Source organism: Pseudomonas monsensis (genome assembly GCF_014268495.2).
In the GTDB taxonomy this organism is placed as follows: domain Bacteria; phylum Pseudomonadota; class Gammaproteobacteria; order Pseudomonadales; family Pseudomonadaceae; genus Aquipseudomonas; species Aquipseudomonas monsensis.
In genome coordinates this window covers 1,984,632-2,005,616 of the sequence record NZ_CP077087.1, presented here as the reverse complement: position 1 = coordinate 2,005,616, position 20,985 = coordinate 1,984,632, and the positions used below count along the sequence as shown (strand labels likewise).

The following is a 20,985-nucleotide window of genomic DNA, read 5'->3' as shown; positions in this document are numbered from 1 at the left end:
ACAGGACGAGAGGGAATGGTGAATCGATGCAAGCGCCTGTGGGAGCTGGCTTGCCAGCCCCCACAGATTTCAGGGAGGGTGTATCAGGCGTAATAGTCGACGGCGCTGGAGCCGATCACGCTGGTGGTTTGAGCAGCCGCCTCAGCCACAGCCGCCGGCGTCAATTCTTCTTCAGCCGAGTCCAGACGACCACCCGCAGCGCTGGTGCGCCCAGTCTGGCCCTGCTGCGCCTGCTCCTGGCCTTGACCCTGCCAGCCACGCCCCTGATCGGACACGTTGACGTCGACCTGACCCATGCCCTGCTGGGTGAACATGTCGCGCAGGCGATGCATCTGCCCGTCCAGCGCTTCACGCACACTTGGGTGCGCGCTCATGAACGTCACTTGCGTCTGCTGATCCGGCACCATGTTCACGCGGATATCCAGACGCCCCAGTTCCGCGGGCTGCAATTGAATGTCCGCCGCCTTCAGGTTGGCGCTCGACAGGTACATGACGCGGTTGACCACTTCTTCGGTCCAGCCGCTCTGATGCATGGCGATCGGCTGATTCACCGGAACGGCGTTCGCGGTCTTCGGCGTCGCCGCCTGGGTCAGCGCCGCCAGACGGTTGGCGAAGTCATCGACACGCGTATCGCTGGTGGCGGCTTTCAGGTCTTTGAGGCCATCTTCGATCAGCCCGCTGAATGCTTTTTCGCCACCCTGGCTGGTGCTGTCCTTGTCGGCCTGCACGTCGAGCATGCTGGCCATGCCGGCGGCGAAGTTCTGCGCCGAAGTCAGCTCGCCATCAGCCTGAGCCTGCGCAGGCGTGGCTTTCGGCTGGGCCTGGCTGGCGGCGGAAATGTGCCCGCCCTGCTCCATCGCCATGCGTACGACGGGCAACGCATCGAGCGGATCGGCTTCTGGGTCGAAAGCACTGTCGGGCGCCGGGTCTTTGACCGCATTCGGCAAGACCGCCACCGCCGGCGCTTCGCTGGCTGCCGGTGCCGGCGTTGCAACCACTGGCGCCTGCACGACGGGCGGCGTCACCGCCGGCTGCACGGCGACGGCCAGCGCCGGATCCAGTGTCGGATCCACTGGCGCGGTATCGGCCACCGGCGTTTGCGCAGTATCGCGGGTGTCATCGCTGGCGCTCTGGTCGTCACTCGCTGCCGGCTTGTCGGCAGGCAACGCTTTGCCGCTATCGGCAACCGGCGGTTGCGGGGCGGCAGACTGGTCTTGGCCGACGTCCTTTTTGCCGCTGTTATCGGCCGCCTTGTCCCGCGGTGGTTTCGCCGGGTTGTCGGCGCTCACGGCGGGCTTGGCAGGGGCCTGATCGGCGAATACCTGAGCGAAGCTCGAAGCCTTGTCCCCGGCGTCTGCGGCCGTCGCCGGCGCTTTGGACGAGGCGGCTTGCGCCTTGGCCTGAGCGGCGGTCTGAAGAAGAATATTGGGGGTCGCAGGCATAACACGGTCTCCGCTGCACTGGGATCGTAGGTACAGTTGGACGAGATAACTGCAAGTGCCGGGCCAGTTTCACCCGACACTCGATAAAAGCGCCGGACGGCGGCTTTCAGTGGGTCAGTGCGTGTTGCCGCTCGCCTTCATAAACCGGGCGTACTTCGCAGAACTCGCTGCTGATATCAGCGACCAGCCTGGCAATTTCCGAGGGGCTCTTGTCTTTGGCCTCGGCCTCCAGCTCCTGACAGAGTTCTGCCAGGCGCACAGCGCCCATGTTGCTGGCGCTGCCCTTGAAACTGTGGGCAACCTCGGACAACACCTTGGCATCAGCGGTCTTTTGCAGCTCATGCAAGCGACTTTCGGAATCAGCCAGAAAGGTATCCAGCAGTTCCGGATAGCCGTCCTCCATGACTTCGCGCAAGAGGCTCAAGGCCTCGCGATCCACATGTTTGTCAGTCACTTGTTCACTCCTTGATCAAGAATTGCGCGGATTATGCCTGAACCTCCCAGAAAAACTCCACGCGGGCACTACGACCTTCGTCCGACCAACTGGCGTTATGCCCCAATTGCCGGACCAGGCTGACACCTCGCCCCGACAGACGGACGCCGTCGAGGGGGCGCTCCATGATCCGGGCCACATCGAAACCCTTGCCACTGTCTTCGACCCGAATGATCAGACGCCCACCCTCGCCGTGCGGCAACACCTGCAAATGCACGCGCACGAAGCCTTCCTGCAACGCCTCCAGCCTCGCGTTGCGCTGCTGGTAATAACGAGCAAAACCCTCGGCGTCGCGCTTGAGGCTGGAATCGAGCCCGAGCACACCGTGTTCCAGCGCATTGGAATACAGTTCGGCAAGCACGCTGTACAGCGCACCGCTTTGTGCCCGCAAGCCATGCACCTCCAGAAGCAGTTGCAAAAGATAGGGCAAAGGATTGAAGCGCTGGAGCGTGGCGCCGCGAAACTCGAAGCTCACCGACCAGTCCAGCGGGCAGGATTGGCCGCTGTCGGAATACACCGGAGCCGGCAGACGAACCTGTACCGGCGCCAGCAGACTGACCTCGACCATGCTCACATCGTCACGTGCCTCACCACGAAAATCGCACAGCGCCTGCTCGATATCGTCAAACAGCCGATCAGGCTCACGACTGGCGGCGAACACCCGCTGCAAGCGTTCGACGCCGAACAACTGATCGTTGGCATCACTGGTGTCGATGACTCCATCGGAGAGCAGAAACACCCGATCACCGACCGCCATCGAGTGCACTTCCGTACGATCGTCAAACGCCTGCGGACTCAGCACCCCCAACGGCAAATGACGCGCAGCCAGCGGCTCACGCTCGCCCGTGGCAATCCGGTGCAGATACCCGTCGGGCATGCCGCCGTTCCACACCTCCACCGAGCGACGCTGAAAACTCAGGCACAACAATGTCGCGCAGCAGAACATGTCCACCGGCAGGATGCGTTTGAGCTTGGCATTCATTTCGCGCAGGGTTTCGGCCAGGCCATAGCCTTTGGCGGTCATGCCGTAGAACACTTCGGCCAGAGGCATCGCGCCCACCGCCGCCGGCAGACCGTGGCCGGTAAAATCGCCGAGCAGGACGTGCATGTCTCCGGCCGGCGTGTACGCGGCCAGCAACAGATCGCCATTGAACAGCGCATAAGGCGATTGCAGGTAGCGGATGTTCGGTGCGCTCAGGCAGCCGGAATGCGCGACCTTGTCGAACACCGCTTTGGCCACGCGTTGTTCGTTAAGCAGGTAATCGTGGTGTCGGGCGATCAGGTCGCGCTGTTGCAGGACCGTAGCCTGCAAGCGGCGCAAGCGATCCATCGCCTTGATTTTGGCGGCAAGAATCACCTGATTGTAAGGCTTCGCCAGAAAATCGTCGCCACCGGCCTCCAGACAACGCGCCAGCGCCTCGCTTTCGGTGAGCGAGGTCAGAAAGATGATCGGCACCAGGGTTTCCCCGGCCAGCACCTTGATCTGCTGTGCCGCCTGAAACCCATCCATCACCGGCATCATCGCGTCCATCAGCACCAGGTGCGGTTGCTGCTGACGGAATACTTCAACCGCTTCGGCGCCGTTGGCCGCCGTCAGCACTTCATGACCCTGACGGCGAACGATGGTCGACAACAGCAAGCGATCGGCGGCGCTGTCTTCGGCAATCAGAATGGTCAGCGGCTCTTGCGCCTGCATCGCCGTCAACTGATGTCGAACAGTTTGTCGAAATTGGAGATGGCGAGGATCTTTTTCACGTCGGAGCTGCTGTTGACGACTCGCACGTCCGAGTTATCGCCGCCGGCGTGATCCCGCAGCAGGAGCAGCATGCCCAGCGCCGAGCTGTCGAGATAGGTGGCCTCTTTGAGGTCAACCACAATGGACCCGGGTTTTTTGTCAACCCTCTCGTAGGCTTCGCGAAACTCCTGGTGCCGGCCGAAATCGAAACGCCCCCTGACCGAGATCGTCAGTTTTTTTCCATCCGCAGAGACTTCTGTAACGACTGACATTGACTGGCTTCCTTGTCATTGACGAACGTGTACAAGGTTTAGCACTTGGACAGGTTTGGGGCAAGGCTGGAGGCCGGATCAAATGGGAGCGATTTAAAACGAATCATGGCGTGGCAAGCGCTGGGCCAGTTCGTCCAGCAGCTTCTGCTCGCGCTTGTCCTCGGCCCGCTGCGCCTCTTCGCGATAACGCTGCACCAGCTTGCGCAAGCCTTCGACGCGGGCGAAGGCCTGTTGCCAGGCCTCACGGGCCTTCTCGAGGTTGTTCTGGTGCCAGACCAGGCTCTGGCGCTGCTGATCGACGGCGGTGTCGAGTTGCGCGAGAAAGCCTTGAAAGCCCAGCAGCCATTGCCCGGTTACCCCGGTGCTGCCGCGTACGATCCATTGCTCGGAATAATCCAGACGAAAGGCGTGGAGGTCGGCGAGCTTGCTTTGCGCCACTTTCACCTGCCCCTGGAAATACCCCAGGCGCTGCACGGCGGCTTTCTCGGCCTTCTCGGCCATGTCCACCACCGGCGCCAGACGCGCGGCTCGACTCAGGGCCATGATCGGTTAACCGCCGGGAGCCGGGGCGAAGAGCGAAGCCAGATGGTTTTCACTGGAGCCCAGGTTAACGTTGTCGTTGAGCCCCTGGCGCAGGTACATCGTCATGGCCGGATGCAGATTGATCGCCGTGTCGGTTTCGCGGTCACCCCCGGCCACGTAAGCGCCGACGCTGATCAGGTCGCGACTCTGCTGATAGCGCGACCAGTATTGCTTGAACATCTGCGCATGGTTCATGTGCTTGATGCCAACCACCGCCGGCATTACCCGGCTGATCGACGCTTCAATGTCGATGGCCGGGTAATGACCTTCTTCGGCCAGACGCCGGGACAGCACGATGTGGCCGTCGAGCACACCCCGCGCCGAGTCGGCAATCGGGTCCTGCTGGTCATCGCCCTCGGACAATACGGTGTAGAACGCGGTGATCGAGCCGCCCCCCTTCTCCGCATTACCCGCACGCTCCACCAGTTTCGGCAGTTTGGCGAACACCGAGGGCGGATAGCCCTTGGTCGCCGGGGGCTCGCCAATGGCCAGGGCGATTTCCCGCTGGGCCTGGGCGAAACGGGTCAGCGAGTCCATCAGCAACAGGACGTTCTTGCCCTTGTCGCGGAAATACTCGGCGATTCGCGTGCAATACATCGCCGCACGCAGACGCATCAACGGCGCATCGTCCGCAGGGGATGCGACGACCACGGAGCGCTTGAGACCTTCTTCACCGAGAATGTGCTCGATGAATTCTTTAACTTCTCGACCCCGCTCACCGATCAGCCCGACGACGATGATGTCGGCCTCGGTGAAGCGGGTCATCATGCCCAGCAGCACGGATTTACCGACACCGGTACCGGCGAACAGGCCCAGACGCTGGCCCCGACCGACCGTCAACAAACCGTTGATGCAACGGATGCCGACGTCCAGCGGCACGCTGATCGGATCACGGTTGAGCGGGTTGATCGTCGGGCCATCCATCGGCACCCAGTCTTCGGCCTTCATGCTGCCCTTGCCGTCCAGCGCACGACCGGCGCCGTCGAGTACGCGGCCGAGCATGCTCATGCCCATCGGCAAACGCCCGGCGTCGGCCAGTGGCACCACGCGGGCGCCCGGGGCAATACCGGCAACACTGCCGACCGGCATCAGGAAGACTTTGTTGCCGGAGAAACCCATGACTTCCGCTTCCACCTGGGACGGGTGGTAAGTGTCGTCATTGATCACCATGCAGCGGGTGCCCATGGCAGCGCGCAGGCCTTCGGCCTCCAGCGTCAGGCCGACCATGCGCAGCAGGCGGCCTTCAAGGATCGGCGCACCGGCAATTTCAGTGGCTTCGGCGTAGGTGCTCAGGCGCTTGGCGAAACTGGTGCGTTCAAGGCGCATCGGCGGTGTCCGCGAGCGGCGCGTCAGGGCTGACGGCCGGTTTGGCGTCCTCGGGAATATCCAGACTCAAATCGGCAGCGGCCGGGTGCAGGGCCTGTTCGTGCAACTGATCGAACAGTTTGGCCATGACCTGACTGACCCGCGACTCGATGCTTGCGTCGATGCGGCTGTGCTCGGTTTCGACCCGGCAGCCGCCCGGCAGCAGCGTTTCGTCTTCGACGATGCGCCAGTTTTCCTCATGGCGTTCGCGCAGGGCTTTGACCTGGGCGAAGTCCTGCGGATTGACGTACAGGCGCACGTTTTCCACGCCCAGCGGCAACAGCTTGAGGGCATCGCGCATGACGTGTTCGATCTGGCTCGAGTCGATGGCCAGCTCGCGCCTGATCACTTGTCGGGTGATGTGCTGAACGAGGTCGACCAGAGACTTTTCGATCTGCGTGTCCTGCTCGGCAATCGGTTCGAACAGGTGGCTCATCAGTTGCTCGAGGCTGGCGATTTTCGCCGCCAGCGCGACTTCAGCTTCCTGACGCACCTTCAGCGTGGTGCTGTGAAAACCTTCTTTTTCGCCGATGGCGAAGCCCTCGTTGTAAGCCTCCTGACGGATGCTCTCGAGTTCTTCCAGGGTCAGTGGCTGGACTTCTTCCAGCGGCACTTCTTCCATTTCCGGCGGTTCGGGCTCCGGCTCCGGCTCGGGTTCCGGTGCCGGCGGATCGAAGCTGGGCATGGTCCAGGATTCGAAACCGCGAACATCCCGGGCACGGATCAGATCCGTTACATCGTCATGCTTGTCCATGGGCTTAGATCATTTCCTCGCCGCCCTTGCCACCGAGCACGATCTCGCCGGCTTCGGCCATACGACGGGCAATGGTGAGGATTTCTTTCTGCGCGGTTTCCACGTCGCTGACGCGCACCGGGCCTTTGGCCTCGAGGTCGTCGCGCAACAGTTCGGCCGCACGCTTGGACATGTTCTTGAAGATCTTCTCTTTGACGCCTTCGTCGGAACCCTTGAGGGCCAGCACCAGGACATCGGAGGAGACTTCGCGCAACAGCGCCTGAATGCCGCGATCGTCGACGTCGGCGAGGTTGTTGAACACGAACATGAGGTCTTCGATCTGACCGGACAGGTCTTCGTCGACTTCGCGGATCGAATCCATGAGCTGGCCTTCGATCGAGCTGTCGAGGAAGTTCATGATGTCTGCCGCACGCTTGATGCCACCCAGGGTGGTGCGCGAGGCATTCGAGTTGCCGGAGAACTGCTTCTCGAGAATCTGGTTCAGCTCTTTCAGTGCGGCTGGCTGCACGGTGTTCAACGACGAGACGCGCAGGATGATGTCCAGACGCACTTTGTGGTCGAAGTTGCCAAGCACTTCACCGGCCTGATCCGGGTCGAGGTACGCAACCACGATGGCCTGGATCTGCGGGTGCTCGTAGCGGATCACGTCGGCGACGGCGCGTGGTTCCATCCATTTCAGGCTGTCGAGGCCGCTGGTGTTGCCACCGAGCAGGATGCGGTCGATCAGGCCGTTGGCCTTGTCTTCACCCAGGGCCTGGGTGAGCATTTTGCGCACGTAATCGTCGGAGCCGACGCCGAGGCTGGTCTGGTCGCCGACGATGTCGACGAACTCGCTCATGACCTGCTCGACCTGCTCGCGATGGACGTTGCCCATCTGCGCCATGGCCACGCCGACGCGCTGAACCTCTTTCGGGCCCATGTGACGCAGCACTTGTGCGGCATCGGTCGAACCCAGGGACAGCAGCAGAATCGCGGCTTTGTCGACCTTGTTCAGTTTGACGGTAGCGGCTCGGTTATCACTCATCTGCGTTAATCCACTCTTTCACGACCTGAGCCACGCGACCCGGATCTTCGGCCACCAGACTCTTGATTGCATTCAGCTGCGCGTCATAACCCTCGCTCGGGCTCGGCAACAGAATGCTCTGCGGACCACCGAGGCTCACGCGGTCGTTGGCCAGTTCGCCGTCCAGGCCGCCCATGCCACCGAGTTCCACGTCGCTGCCCAGACCGGCCAGCTCCTTGCCTTTGCCACCGCCAGTGATGTTGTTCAACACCGGACGCAGCACACCAAACACCAGCACCAGGATGAACAACACGCCCAGCACTTGTTTGACGATGTCCCAGAACCATGGCTGGGAGTAGAACGGAATATCGGCGACCACTTCGCCGCGCTCGGCGGAGAACGGCATGTTGATCACACTGACGCTGTCACCACGGCTGGCATCGAAACCGACGGCGTCCTGCACCAGACGGGTGAAGCGCGCCAATTCGTCGGCGCTCCACGGCGCACGGCTGGTTTCACCGTTGGCCGGGTTGACCTTGACCTGATCGTCGACCACCACCGACACCGACAGACGATTCAGGCGACCCTGCTGCTGTTTGGTGTGGCTGATGGAACGGTCAAGCTCGAAGTTCTTGGTGGATTGTTGACGCTTGTCCGCCGGGTACGGTGCAAGCATAGGCTGGCCGGTGGCCGGGTCCATGATTTGCTGACCGTTGGCATCGACCAGTGGCTGACCGGGTTGAATCATGCCGGCCGGCGCTGCGGTGCCACCGGTGGTTTGCGGCGCCGAGGCTGGCGACGGCGGCTGGTTGCTCAGGGCACCCGGCACACCTTGCGGGCCATTGCTGGCGGTGCGTTGTTCGTTGACCGACTGCTCGCTGCGCAACGCCGGCTGATCCGGGTTGAACTGCTCGGCGGTCGATTCGACGGCACTGAAATCGACATCGGCCGACACTTCAGCCTTGTAGCGATCGTTGCCCAGTACCGGTTGCAGAATGTTGTGCACGCGCTGGGTGAGCATGCTTTCCATGCGGCGGCTGTAATCGAACTGCTTGCCGGCCATGGTCATTTCGGAGTTTTCCGCCTGATCGGAGAGCAGGTTGCCCTTCTGATCGACGACGGTGATCTGCGATTTGCTCAGTTCAGGGACGGACGTAGCCACCAGGTTGATGATCGCGACCACCTGCCCCGGCTCCAGCGAACGGCCGCTGTACAGTTCAACCAGAACCGAAGCACTTGGCTTGCGCTCATCACGCACGAACACCGAGCTCTTCGGAATCGCCAGGTGCACGCGGGCACCCTTGACGTTGTTCAGACTGGAAATGGTGCGCGCCAATTCGCCTTCGAGGCCGCGACGGTAGCGGGTGGCTTCCATGAACTGGCTGGTGCCCAGACCCTGTTCCTTGTCGAGGATTTCGAAACCGATGTTGCCGTCGCTGGGAGTGACACCAGCGGCCGCGAGTTTCATCCGCGCACGGGACAGGTCGTCGGCCTTGACCAGCAAGGCGCCGGAGTTCGGCTCGACGGTGTAGGGAATATCGGCGGAGGCCAGGGTGTCCATGACCTGCTTGGCGTCCATGCCGGCAAGGCTGCCGTACAACGGACGGTAATCCGGCTGCTGCGACCACAGCACCACGGCAAAGCCAATCGCTACGCTCGCAGCCAGGCCGACCAACAGGCCCACCTGACGCAGCATGGTCATCTCGGAGAGGTTTTCCAGGAAGGACAGGCCGAACAGCGGCGGTTTGCCGTCTATCGGGGTGACCTTGGCCGGAACGTTATCGGCGACTGCTTCTGCCATGACTCAATCTCGTCCTTAAACCGGCATCTGCATGATGTCTTGATAGGCTTGAACCAGTTTGTTGCGCACCTGGGTCAGAGCCTGGAACGACACGCTGGCTTTCTGCGAAGAAATCATCACGTCCGTCAGATCGACGCCGCTTTTGCCGATTTCAAATGCGTTGGCCAACTGGGTCGACGCCTGCTGGGTATCGTTCACTTTGTTGATGGCCTGACCGAGCATGTCGGAAAAGCTGCTACCTGCCAGTTCAGGGACGGCGGCAGTCGATTTCGGCGCAGACATGGCATCCATTTGCATGGCCTTCATGTCCATCATCAACCGATTAAATTCAATACCTTGGCTCATGGTCTACTCTCTTGGGCGGCCCGCAATTTTTTGACACTCACTCGGCGGGTACACAGGTGTTAGCAACAAGGGTGCCAGCTCGGCTGACCTGTTTCATAAAAGCCGTTCCGGGCTCCCGGCCAGCGCTGAATCACCGTAACGGCCGTGGGAGGCGACTTGGTCCCGAAGCTGGCAGGTCAATCACATCATCCGTGAATGACACAGCGCTTTCGGGAACAAGCCCCCTCCCACATTTGCCAGCGTCAACTTTCAGGTGGCGAACAGATAACCTTCGACGTCCATCCCGGCATCGCGCATTTGCGCCAGTTTGTAGCGCAGGGTGCGCGGACTGATGCCGAGCTTTTCCGCCGCTTCCTTGCGCCGCCCGCGCTCGCTGCGCAGGGTGTCGATGATCATCTGGAACTCGCGGCGACGCAGGTCATCACCCAGCGCGCCGGCCGAATCCGCTTCGATTTCAACTTCACGCACCACGCCTGGCGTAGGCGCCGATACCGGCAACGCGGCGAATGTCACCGGCCCTGCCAGACAGAAATCCTGCGGCTGAATCAGGCCGCCCTGTTGCAGGATCAGCGCACGCTGAATGGCGTTATCCAGTTCGCGCACGTTGCCCGGCCACGCGTAGCCCGTCAGGCACGCCTGCGCCGCGGGCGAAAGTTTCGCCGCAGCATGCTTCATTTTATTGACGTGTTTGGCCAGCAAGCGCTCCGCCAGCGGCAAGATATCGGCAGTGCGCTCACGAAGTGGACGCCAGGCCAACGGGAAAACCGACAGACGGTAATAAAGGTCTTCACGGAACCGCCCCGCCGCCACTTCGCCCGCCAGATCGCGGTTGGTGGTGGCGACCACACGGATGTCGAGACTGATCGGTTTGCGCGCACCGACCCGCTCCACTTCGCGTTCCTGCAACACGCGCAGCAACTTGGCTTGCAGGCCGAGGGGCATTTCAGAGATTTCGTCGAGCAACAGCGTGCCGCCATCGGCCTGCTCGAACTTGCCCGCTTGCGCTGCGATGGCGCCGGTGAACGCCCCCTTCTCATGACCGAATAATGTCGCTTCGAGCATGTTGTCCGGGATGGCCGCGCAATTGATCGCAATGAAGGGCTGACTGGCGCGATGGGATTGCTGGTGAATGTAGCGCGCCAGCACCTCCTTGCCAGTGCCGGACTCGCCAGAGATCAGCACCGTGGAATCGCTGCGCGCCACCCGCGCGGCCAGTTCCAGCAACTGCGCGCTGGCAGGTTCGACCGCGATCGGACCTTCAGCGTCGCTGGCGCCGAGGTTGCCCAAAGCATGCCGGGCGACCAGGTCAAGCAAGGCCTTGGGCTCGAACGGCTTGACCAGATAATCCGCCGCCCCCTGGCGCATTGCATCCACCGCACGCTCGACAGCGCCGTGGGCGGTCATCAGCAACACCGGCAGTTGCGGCTGCCGGGCCCGCAACAGTGCGAGCAATTGATGGCCATCCATGCCGGGCATGTTGACGTCGCTGAGCACCAGGCTGAACGCTTCACGCGCCACCGCCGTCAACGCTTCTTCAGCGCTGCCGACGGCCTGGTAATCATGGCCGGCCAGCAACAGCGTATCGGCCAGCGCCTCGCGCAACGAGCGGTCATCCTCGACCAGCAAAACCTTGATGCCCATGACCTTCACTCAGCTCCCTGTCCAGCGGAAAACAGCGGCAGAATCACCTGCGCGCACGTGCCGCGCCCGACCCGCGAACGCATCTGCAATTCTCCCTGATGTGCCCGGGCGACTGCCTTGACCACGGTCAGGCCGAGGCCGGTGCCGGTGACTTTGGTCGTGAAAAACGGCTCGCCAAGCCGCTCGAGCACAACCGGATCAATACCGCTGCCACTGTCGCTGACGCACAAACGCAGGGTGTTATCGCGGGTGTAGCAGTGCACTTTCAGGCGCACGTTGCCGTCACTGGCCTGAATCGCGTTTTCAATCAGGTTCAAAATGGACCCGACCAGCGTGTCGCGGTTGCACAGCAACTCGCCGACATGACTGTCGCATTGCCAGCGAACGGGCAAGTCCTGCACATGGGTCAACGCCGCGGCTTGCAGCGACTGCATCAAGGCATTGGGGGTGATGCGATCGGTCAGCGGCAGCTCGCCACGGGCGAACACCAGCATGTCGCGCACCTGATGCTCCAGCTCATGCAAGCGCTCCTTGAGACGCCCGGCAAAGCGCTGCTGGGTGGCGACCGGCAGTTCCTGTTCGGTCAAATGACTGGCGTAGAGCAACGCTGCGGAAAGCGGTGTGCGGATCTGATGGGCCAGCGAGGCGACCATGCGCCCCAGCGAAGACAGGCGCTCGTGACGCGCCAGTTGATCTTGCAGGTGACGGGTTTCTGTCAGGTCATTGAGCAGCACCAACTGCCCCGGCTCGGCATCCAGGGAGCGGGTGGCAATCGACAGGCGTCGACCGTTTTTCAGGGAAATTTCATGACCGTCGTCTTCACGCGGGGCGAAGCAACGGGTGATGACGTGACGCCACAACTCGCCTTCCAGCGGAAGCCCGAGCAGGTCGATGGCCGCCGGGTTGGCCTCACGGACGATGCCATGGCCGTCAATCACGATAACGCCACCCGGCAACAGATCAAGCAGGTGTTGCAGGCGGTTGGCCAGACGCTCTTTTTCCGCCAGTTCCTGCATGCGCTGGGCACTGACCACGGCCAGTTCACCCTTGAGCTCGGTGACCCGCGCTTCGAGCATGCTGTAAGAATCGGTCAGCTGGCTGGACATCTGATTGAACAAGGCGAACGCCTGCTCAAGACCCTGTCGGCTGGCCTGCTCTACGGAGGACGGCTGCCCCTCGGAGCTGGAGGCAGGAGACATCTGGGCGGCTTGGGGCATTGTGCTCTCTCGCTTGGCTGACCGTCAGTTAAACGGAACGTTGCGAGGGATGTAGCAATACCCGTGCCTAAAAAAAACTGCTTATAAATGAGGTGCTTGAAAAACAGGCGTCAATCATCTGCCTGTTCATCGCCTTCCCGCCGGCTCATGCCGTACTTGCGCATCTTTTCCACCAGCGTGGTACGACGAATGCGCAGGCGTTCGGCCGCACGCGCCACAATGCCGTTGGCATCGTCCAGCGCCTGCTGGATCAGGCCCTGTTCCAGACCACCGAGGTAGTCCTTCAGGTCCAGGCCTTCCGGCGGCAACATGGCATTGGCGGTGAAGTCCGGGGTATGGCCGTTGATGGCCACGCGCTCTTCGAGATCGCTGCGCAGGCTGTCGACCATCTGCTCGTCTTCGTCATCGACGTAGCGGAATTTCTTCGGCAACTCGACCACGCCGATCACCCCGTAGGGATGCATGATCGCCATGCGCTCGACCAGGTTGGCCAGTTCGCGGACGTTGCCCGGCCAGCCGTGACGGCACAGCGACATGATCGCCGCCGAGTTGAAGCGGATCGAACCGCGCTTCTCGTGCTCCATGCGCGAGATCAGTTCGTTCATCAGCAACGGGATGTCTTCGACGCGCTCACGCAGCGGCGCCATCTCGATCGGGAACACGTTGAGGCGATAGTAGAGGTCTTCGCGGAAGGTGCCGATCTCGATCATGCTTTCGAGATTCTTGTGGGTCGCCGCGATGATGCGCACGTCGACACTCTGGGTCTTGTTGCTGCCCACGCGCTCGAAGGTACGCTCCTGCAGCACGCGCAGCAGCTTGACCTGCATCGGCAACGGCATGTCGCCGATTTCGTCGAGGAACAGCGTACCGCCGTTGGCCAGCTCGAAACGCCCGGCACGGCTGGTGATCGCGCCGGTGAAGGCGCCCTTCTCATGACCGAACAGTTCGCTTTCCAGCAGCTCTGCCGGGATCGCCCCGCAGTTGACCGGGACGAACGGTGCGTCGCGGCGCTTGGAATGGTAATGCAGGTTGCGCGCGACCACTTCCTTGCCGGTACCGGACTCGCCCAGGATCAGCACGCTGGCGTCGGTGTCAGCCACTTGCTGCATCATCTGCCGGACGTGTTGAATCGCCCGGCTGGTGCCGACGAGGCTGCGGAACAGATTGGGTTCGCGATGCCGGCCGCGCTCGCGGGCCTGGTCGTACATTTCGCGATAGACCTGGGCGCGATGCAGGGAGTCGAGCAACTTGCTGTAGCTGGGCGGCATTTCGAGGGTCGACAGCACGCGGCGACGCTGGTCTTCAGGCAGGTCAACGGAAGAATTATCACCCATTAACAAAACCGGAAGGAACTCATCCCATGTCGAGAGTGTCTTTAACAAGCCCAAAAGCGCACCAGGAGCATTCACCGTCCCGATCAGTACGCAAATGACTTCACGACTTGATGACAAAGAGCCGACAGCCTGCTGCCAGTCATGGCTGCCGCAGGGCAAATTTTCTTCGCCAAGAAAATTCAAGATCACCGCCAGGTCGCGGCGGCGGACGCTATCGTCATCAATCAGCAGAATTTTGGTTTCACGCCACATGCAATAGCAACTTCCCTAGTCAACTCAATGCCCGAAAAATGGGGCAAGCGAGACGCTTGCAGGACACCATGTGCCTGTAGACGCCTGAAATCTGAAAACAGCCACTAGTTAAGTCAAAAAACCGTGCACAGTCAAATTTATGGCGCACATGTCTGGATTAACTGGGGGTTAATTAACCAAACAGATGGTAAACCTTTGCCGCGTTCTGCGCTTGGGTGATCTGCGACATCTCATCGACTATCGCCTGCCGCTCACCGGTCGCTGCATCCAGCAACCGCTTGTAAACCCCGAGCAACTCCTCAAGGTTGTCGCGCAACGCGGCCTCGTCCACCGAAGCTTCACTCAAGACGTCTTCCATGCAGGAACGGCAAGCCATGTCCAGCTCGCTGATGGCTTCCCAGTTGCGCTCGGCCAGAGCACCGACCAGAGCCTCGCGGGTTTCTTCGATTCGCTGCAATACAAGACTCATGGTGATCTCCTTAAAACTGTGGAGCCGGCGTGCCGATGGCATCCCAGCCGTCCTTGACCGTACGCAGCAGGTCAGCGACTTCGTCGAGGATCTTTGGATCGGTCTTGGCGTTGGCTTCGGTCAGACGCTTCATCATGTATTCGTAGAGATTAGCCAATTCGCCAACCTGTTCCGACCGATTCTCCAGATCAAGCCCTTCAAGCAGACCACCGATGATGCCGATGGCTTTACCGATCAGGATGCCCTTGTTCGGGATGTCCTTGCGCTCCATGGCGCCTTTGGCCTGAGCGATACGATCAAGACCGCCCTCCATCAGCATCTGCACCAGGCGGTGCGGGCTGGCTTCGGAAGTCTGGGCCTGAGCGCCAATCTTCTGGTATTGGCGAAGGGCTAACATCGGATTCATGTTCTACCTCATCAAAATTTCTATGGTACGCATATCAAGGGTATCGACGACGCGTCAAAAAACTTTAGATTCAAATGCAAAAAGCCCGGAGCGTAGAAAAACGCTGCCGGGCTTTTGGCGTTTCAGGCCTTAGCCTTTCTGTTGAGCGGTCAACGCCTCGAACATCGACGTGATGTTGCTGGCGGTGGCCTTCAGCTTGCCGACAAGGGTGTCCATGTCGTTGTACTTTTTGGTCAGTACAGCGGTCAGGGTTTCGATACGACGATCGAGCGCAGCCTGATCATTGGTCAGTTTGGTCTTGGTCTTGTTCAGACTGGTGGTGCGCTGATCCAGAATCCCACCAGTAGTGGAGAACGGCGTAATCGCTTTTTGCATGCGCTTGAGCAGACCGTTGTCAGAACCCAACTCGCCAACGAACATCTTCTGGACTTCGCCACCCAGCTTCTTGTCATTCATGGCAGCGGTGAACTTGGTGCTGTCAAAAGTGAGCGCACCGGTTTTCTGATCGGTGGTGATGCCCAGTTGCGCCAGAACGGTCAGCTTGTCGCCCGAACCGGTTTGCGACAGAGGTTCGCGGATGGCCGACAGGATCGAACGCGGCAAGGCGTCGCCAGTCAGAGCCGCCGCAACGGTCGGCTTGCCATCATCGTCCAGGGAAGGCTTGGTCAGCGCAGTGATGCCGTTGGCCAGAGCATTGTAGGCATCGACGAACTTCTGAATGGAAGCCTTCAAGCCATCGTTGTTGCTGGCGACGGTGACAGTGGAGGTACCGGTCGCTACCAGATTCAAGGTCAGGCCGGAAACAGCCTTGTCGACGGTATTGCTCTTGCTGGTCAGGGCCATGCCGTCGATGGTGAATTCGGCATCGATCGCCAGAGCACCAATGGAACCGGCGGACGTCGCCGTCATCGGCGAACCGCTGGTACCGATTACCGTGCCACCATTGATGGCCAGCTCGGAAATTCCGCTGACGGAAATGTCGGAACCCGCACCCGTGGTAGTAGAACCCAGTACCAGACGCGAACCAAAGGAGTCAGTGACGATGTTGGCACTGATGCCTGCGCTCTTGAGCTTGTCGTCACCGTTGATCGAGTCGCGCACCGATTGCAGTGTCGCCCCAGCCTTGATGTCGAGGTTGTATGTGCCAGTACCCTGCTTGATGGTCAGCGTGCCAGCCGTAATCGGACTGGTGTTACCACCTGCAAAAGCGGCACTGGCGACCTTCGAGGAGGTGGCCAGCTTGCCGACGGTCACAACGTAGTTACCATTGACCGCCGTGTTGCCGGCAGTGGCGCCGAGGATCTTTGGATCAGAGGAGGTTGCAGCAAAACCCGGAAACTGCGGATTGGAGAGACTGCCCAGATCCGTCAAGGTCTGGGTGAAAGCCGTCATCAGCGACTTCAAGGTACCAATACCGGAAATGCTTGCGGTGTTGGTCGCAGTCCCACGGTCGATCTGACCTTGCTTGGCCGCTTTGTCAGCGTTTACCAGAGCTTTGACGATAGCACCGGTATCAAGGCCGGAGCCTAAACCCGTGCCCGGTAGAATTGGACTTGCCATGTGGAACTCCCTTCAGTGTGTCGCCGGCCTTTTGACCACTACAACGCCCAAAAGAACATAGCAACAAAATTCGTGCCAGTTGTCAGACTTTAGCGCTGAACAACAGGCTGCTTGCATCATTCAAACTGTTCGCCAGCTTCAGAACCTCTTCGTTAGGGATCTGACGGATCACCTCACCGGATTCACTGGCAATCACTTTGACTACAACTTTGCCTGAAGGCTCATCTATCGAGAACTCCAGGTTACGCTTGACCGACTGCACAAACTTTTCGATTTCCTGAACGGCCATCTTCAGCTTGTCTTGATCGGTCTGCTCGTTTTTACTTTCTTCCTTGACGGCAGCTACTGGAGCAACCACCGGGCGAGGCTTCTCCGCAGGCTTGTCGGCAACAGTCGTCGCCTGCTTGGCCGCAGGATAAGACAAGTTCAGCTTGGCGCTCATATCCATGTCCATCACCTCTTAAAAAAGTAAAAAGCGAGAGAGCGCGACAAGCGCACTCCCCCGCCAAAACTCATCAGCTATTACTGAAGCAGTTTCAGTACAGCGGATGGCAGTTGGTTGGCCTGAGCCAGAACTGCGGTCGAAGCTTGTTGCAGAGTTTGTTGCTTGGTCAGCTGTGCAGTTTCAGCAGCGAAGTCGGTATCTTGTACGCGACCCAGTGCAGCACTGGCGTTTTCGTTGATGTTTTGCAGGTTGGAGATAGTGCTGGTCAGACGGTTCTGAGCAGCACCGAGGTCCGCACGGCTGGTGTTGATGGTTTTCAGAGCTTTGTCGATCGCGTCGATTGCAGCTTTGGTGCTTGCTTCAGCAGTGGTGCTGTCGGTACCGGTAACAGCGATAGTAGCCGAACCAACGCTCAGAGTTGCAGCGTCGAAGCCGCTGTTCAGAGTGATGGTGATCTGGTTGGTAGCGCCAGTGTTGGAACCAACCTGGAAGGTCATGGTGCCAGCAGTACCGTCGATCAGGTTTTTGCCGTTCAGGTTGGTCGACTTGGCGATACGAGTCAGCTCGTCCGACATGGTCGCGAATTCTTTGTTCAGAGCAGCACGGTCGTCGGTGCCGTTCGAGTCGTTTCGTGCTTGAACAGCCAGTTCACGCATACGCTGCAGAATGTTGGTCGATTCTTGCATCGCGCCTTCAGCGGTCTGAGCGATCGAGATACCGTCGTTGGCGTTTTTGATCGCCATGGTCTGACCACGGATCTGCGAAGTCATACGGGTAGCGATTTGCAGGCCGGCGGCGTCGTCTTTAGCGCTGTTGATTTTCAGGCCGGAAGACAGGCGAGTCATCGAAGTGGACAGAGCGTCGGAAGCACGGTTCAGGTTTTTCTGAACGTTCAACGATGTGACGTTAGTGTTTACTGTTAAAGCCATGACGAATTCCTCGTTGGTTGGGTACTGCGGCTTCCGGCCCTGGCAACCGCCGGGTATGGCCTAGAGAACCTTCGTAATAGTTATCGTCGGGATTGGAACTTGCTTTAGGGGATTTTCGAAAAAAATTGCCATCAGACGGCCACCCCTCGTAAATCAAGGACTTGGCGGCCGTCGACAAACGAAAAAATGGCGTCAGGAATACGCCGGAAGCTCAAGATCGGGAGCCAGAACCGACGAGTGGGGAGAAATTGTCTAAACGGACAGACTGTCCGTGATCAGTTGAGTCAATTCGTATTCGAGGTAGTCCGCCAGTGCCAGCCAGTTTTGCGCCTCCTGACATTCCAGCATCAGACTGAGAACCTGCAGCCATTGGTGTTGATTATCCGCATCCGCTTGATCGAAGGATGGTTGCAGCGCAGCGGCCAGATCAATCATCGCCAACCCTGCCTCAACGTCACGCCCCAGCCGGAACAACGTCGCACACTGCTGTGCCTGCTCGACAAACATTGCACTCATAGCGCCAACTCCGGATGAAAGGCGGTCCCGGCAATGATCGCCCCGGCCCGACTGCTGTTGTAAAAGCGCACCTGGGGATGCCCGGCGATAAAGCGCTCCAGTTCGCACAGATAGCTACGGAAGTTGAGTTGAGTCTTGATGCGTTGGCCGTGGCCATCGAGCACCCAGTGTTTCGCCGCACCGAGTTGTGGCCCCAGTTCACCGTCACTCCAGCCGGCATGGGTCTTGTCGCCCGGGAAGGCAAAGTCGGCACCGAACAGGGTGATTTCCCCGGCACCCATTTTCACCGCCAGATCCACTGCCGGATGGATCACACTGCCGCCCCCATGCAATTCACCTCTGGGGAATTGCTGGCGCAATGCCTGATAGATCGGGCTAGGTGAATAGGCTACATAGCGCGGGCCTTGCCAGGCACTCAACACTGACGGATCGACCATGGGCATATACACCAGACGAATGGCGCTCGTGCCGGCCGGCGGCAAGTGGCGCTCGGCAATGCGCTGATCGATCGTAACCACGATGTCGGGGCGAATCCCCTGTTCAAGCAACGGTCTATACGCGGTGTCGACACAGATAAACAGCGGCCGTGGCTGCTGCTCGCGGATCGTCCGCAATCGCTGGAAGTGCATTTCCAGGCTCGGCCCTGTCGCAATCACAAACACCGGCATGCCCGCGCACGTGCCGAACAGCTCGGCGACATCCGCATCGACGTGCATCAGCGTCTGACTGGCATGCAAGCGTTCGACAATGTGCGCAGCGTGCGGATCAAACTCGCGATTATTGAACGTAAGGTGCGTCTCGCTGATCAGTCGGTCGCGGATTTTCGCGTTGTAGTCGTCTGCCAGCACCAGCTCGGACGGCAAGGCAAAGAAAGGCAGGCAGATTTCCTCGCGATCACCGGCGTAGTGCAACTGGACGCGTGAATCGCCGAGCCACGGTGTTTGATCAAGCAGTTGCAGCACCAGCGAAAACACGGCGCCATTGAGGATGTGCACGTGCAATTGCGCGAGTGCCGGACGTAGCAGCAACTCGTGTTGCAGATCGCCCAAACCGGCACCGTAGACGTGTAACACCGGGCTGTCGGCTGCCAGGCTTGCGGCCTGTACCTGCGCTTCACGCATACGATCATGCCGACTGGTCAACTGAATGCCATTGACGCTCAAGGTCGAGCCCAGTCCTTCCACCAGATCGGCCTGCAACGAGCTCGGGTCTTCGCTCAGCAGACGCGCAGCCACCGCAGGCCAGCGCTTTTCGATGATCTGGGTATTGGATTGAAAAAACTCGCTCATGGCGCCTCGCCTGACATCCGGGCAAAAAAATAGCGCTCAAGGTTACACCTTGAGCGCTTTTTTGTGCCGCGTTTTATAGAAAAACAGGTGACTCAGGGACGATAGATGATCGCCGAACCCCAAGACAAACCGACACCGAAACCGCTGATCGCAACGCGACTCCAGTCAGAATCGAGCACGTGTTTTTCCAGCAGCAACGGAACACTCGATGACACGGTATTACCGGTCTCGACCATGTCCTTGATGAACTTCTCTGGCTCGCCTTCGAAACGCCGCGCCACGGCATCGACAATCGCCGCACTGCCCTGGTGGATGCAGAACGCATCAATGTCGTCGGCCTTGAGGCCGGAATCGTCGAGCAATTCATGCAAGTGCGCCGGGACTTTGAGCAGCGCGAAGTTGAACACCTGACGACCGTTCATGAAGAACACACCATTGCTGACCTTAAGGTGCGGAGCGCCGGAGCCGTCAGTACCGAACTTGGCTTTACCCAACGCCCAGGTCGGATCTTCGCCCATCCAGGTGGCGGTGGCGGCATCGCCGAAGAGCATGGTGGTGTTGCGATCTTCCGGGTCGACGATCTTCGAATAAGGGTCAGCGGTGATCAGCAAGCCGTTCTTCAGGCCTGCGGCTTCCATGAAGCCCTTGATCGCATAGATGCCGTAGACGTAACCGGAGCAGCCCAAGGAAATATCGAACGCCGCGACATTGGTCGGCAGACCGAGTTTGTCCTGCACGATCGCAGCGGTGTGCGGCAAGCCTTCCTCGTCACCGTTCTGAGTGACAACGATCAGTGCGTCGATCGACTCACGTTTCAGCTCAGGATTGCTGGCAAACAGCGCATTGGCCGCTTCCACGCACAGATCGGAGGTTTCTTGTTCAGCGTCTTTGCGCGGCAGGAACGCCGAGCCGATCTTGCCGAGGATGAATTCTTCATCCTTCTCGAATTTTGCACCTTGTGCGTAGTTGTCCACGCCGGCTACAGGAACGTAGCTCGCAATGCTTTTTATGCCAATCATTACGGCTTCCCAATAAAAAACAGCCCAAAACCACCGCTCGCAAGGATTCGAGGGGCGCCGACAAACAGAAAATGGCTGCCACAGCGGCAACCAGAGGGGGAGCGCAAAGGGCTATC

General features: G+C 60.0%; 21 protein-coding genes. All 21 read right to left on the bottom strand.

Annotated features, from left to right (window positions below; translation table 11 throughout):
* Positions 1–83: 83 nt before the first annotated feature.
* Entirely contained in the window at positions 84–1,442 is a 1,359-nt protein-coding gene (locus HV782_RS08735) for a flagellar hook-length control protein FliK (RefSeq protein ID WP_186748328.1), read from the bottom strand.
* Positions 1,443–1,548: 106 nt separating this feature from the next.
* Positions 1,549–1,896 carry an Hpt domain-containing protein gene (locus tag HV782_RS08730; protein ID WP_186748327.1) on the bottom strand — a complete coding sequence of 116 codons (348 nt, stop codon included), beginning with the start codon at positions 1,894–1,896 and terminating at the stop codon, positions 1,549–1,551.
* 31 nt (positions 1,897–1,927) lie between these two features.
* On the bottom strand, positions 1,928–3,631 hold the full coding sequence (locus tag HV782_RS08725; protein WP_186748326.1) for an ATP-binding SpoIIE family protein phosphatase: 1,704 nt from the start codon (positions 3,629–3,631) through the stop codon (positions 1,928–1,930).
* 5 nt (positions 3,632–3,636) lie between these two features.
* Positions 3,637–3,942 carry an STAS domain-containing protein gene (locus HV782_RS08720; protein ID WP_186748325.1) on the bottom strand — a complete coding sequence of 102 codons (306 nt, stop codon included), beginning with the start codon at positions 3,940–3,942 and terminating at the stop codon, positions 3,637–3,639.
* 93 nt (positions 3,943–4,035) lie between these two features.
* Positions 4,036–4,485, bottom strand: a complete 450-nt coding sequence (fliJ, locus tag HV782_RS08715; RefSeq protein ID WP_123465757.1) for a flagellar export protein FliJ — start codon at positions 4,483–4,485, stop codon at positions 4,036–4,038.
* 6 nt (positions 4,486–4,491) lie between these two features.
* A complete protein-coding gene (fliI, locus tag HV782_RS08710; RefSeq protein WP_123465755.1) occupies positions 4,492–5,850 on the bottom strand; it encodes a flagellar protein export ATPase FliI in 1,359 nt (452 codons plus the stop codon).
* Positions 5,840–6,643 (bottom strand): flagellar assembly protein FliH, encoded by an 804-nt coding sequence (gene fliH / locus HV782_RS08705; RefSeq protein ID WP_186748324.1) that lies wholly within the window; start codon positions 6,641–6,643, stop codon positions 5,840–5,842. Before fliH ends, fliI begins: the two co-directional genes overlap by 11 nt.
* A gap of 4 nt (positions 6,644–6,647) precedes the next feature.
* Complete coding sequence (fliG, locus tag HV782_RS08700; RefSeq protein ID WP_007920042.1) at positions 6,648–7,667, bottom strand: flagellar motor switch protein FliG; 1,020 nt, start codon at positions 7,665–7,667, stop codon at positions 6,648–6,650.
* Entirely contained in the window at positions 7,660–9,447 is a 1,788-nt protein-coding gene (gene fliF / locus HV782_RS08695) for a flagellar basal-body MS-ring/collar protein FliF (RefSeq protein WP_186748323.1), read from the bottom strand. The genes fliG and fliF overlap by 8 nt, the downstream gene beginning before the upstream one ends.
* Before the next feature lie 15 nt (positions 9,448–9,462).
* Entirely contained in the window at positions 9,463–9,792 is a 330-nt protein-coding gene (gene fliE, locus HV782_RS08690) for a flagellar hook-basal body complex protein FliE (protein ID WP_123465749.1), read from the bottom strand.
* A 249-nt stretch (positions 9,793–10,041) separates the two neighbouring features.
* Positions 10,042–11,433, bottom strand: coding sequence for a sigma-54-dependent transcriptional regulator (locus HV782_RS08685; RefSeq protein ID WP_186748322.1), 1,392 nt, complete (start codon positions 11,431–11,433; stop codon positions 10,042–10,044).
* Positions 11,434–11,438: 5 nt separating this feature from the next.
* Positions 11,439–12,632: a sensor histidine kinase gene (locus HV782_RS08680; protein WP_186748335.1), complete on the bottom strand. Its 1,194-nt coding sequence runs from the start codon at positions 12,630–12,632 to the stop codon at positions 11,439–11,441.
* 128 nt (positions 12,633–12,760) lie between these two features.
* Positions 12,761–14,236, bottom strand: a complete 1,476-nt coding sequence (locus HV782_RS08675; protein WP_003222863.1) for a sigma-54 dependent transcriptional regulator — start codon at positions 14,234–14,236, stop codon at positions 12,761–12,763.
* Between the two features lie 172 nt (positions 14,237–14,408).
* Positions 14,409–14,705 (bottom strand): flagellar protein FliT, encoded by a 297-nt coding sequence (gene fliT / locus HV782_RS08670; protein ID WP_123465743.1) that lies wholly within the window; start codon positions 14,703–14,705, stop codon positions 14,409–14,411.
* A 10-nt stretch (positions 14,706–14,715) separates the two neighbouring features.
* A complete protein-coding gene (fliS, locus tag HV782_RS08665; RefSeq protein WP_123465741.1) occupies positions 14,716–15,111 on the bottom strand; it encodes a flagellar export chaperone FliS in 396 nt (131 codons plus the stop codon).
* 129 nt (positions 15,112–15,240) lie between these two features.
* Positions 15,241–16,671, bottom strand: a complete 1,431-nt coding sequence (gene fliD / locus HV782_RS08660; protein WP_123465739.1) for a flagellar filament capping protein FliD — start codon at positions 16,669–16,671, stop codon at positions 15,241–15,243.
* An 82-nt stretch (positions 16,672–16,753) separates the two neighbouring features.
* The gene (locus tag HV782_RS08655) at positions 16,754–17,119 is read right to left on the bottom strand and encodes a flagellar protein FlaG (RefSeq protein WP_123465737.1); all 366 of its coding nucleotides are present in this window, start codon (positions 17,117–17,119) and stop codon (positions 16,754–16,756) included.
* Positions 17,120–17,193: 74 nt separating this feature from the next.
* On the bottom strand, positions 17,194–18,045 hold the full coding sequence (locus HV782_RS08650; protein ID WP_123465735.1) for a flagellin domain-containing protein: 852 nt from the start codon (positions 18,043–18,045) through the stop codon (positions 17,194–17,196).
* A 252-nt stretch (positions 18,046–18,297) separates the two neighbouring features.
* Positions 18,298–18,561, bottom strand: coding sequence for a hypothetical protein (locus HV782_RS08645; protein WP_123465733.1), 264 nt, complete (start codon positions 18,559–18,561; stop codon positions 18,298–18,300).
* Positions 18,558–19,850: a motility associated factor glycosyltransferase family protein gene (locus HV782_RS08640; protein WP_186748321.1), complete on the bottom strand. Its 1,293-nt coding sequence runs from the start codon at positions 19,848–19,850 to the stop codon at positions 18,558–18,560. The genes HV782_RS08645 and HV782_RS08640 overlap by 4 nt, the downstream gene beginning before the upstream one ends.
* A gap of 92 nt (positions 19,851–19,942) precedes the next feature.
* Positions 19,943–20,869 (bottom strand): ketoacyl-ACP synthase III, encoded by a 927-nt coding sequence (locus tag HV782_RS08635; protein ID WP_123465729.1) that lies wholly within the window; start codon positions 20,867–20,869, stop codon positions 19,943–19,945.
* Positions 20,870–20,985: the final 116 nt, after the last annotated feature.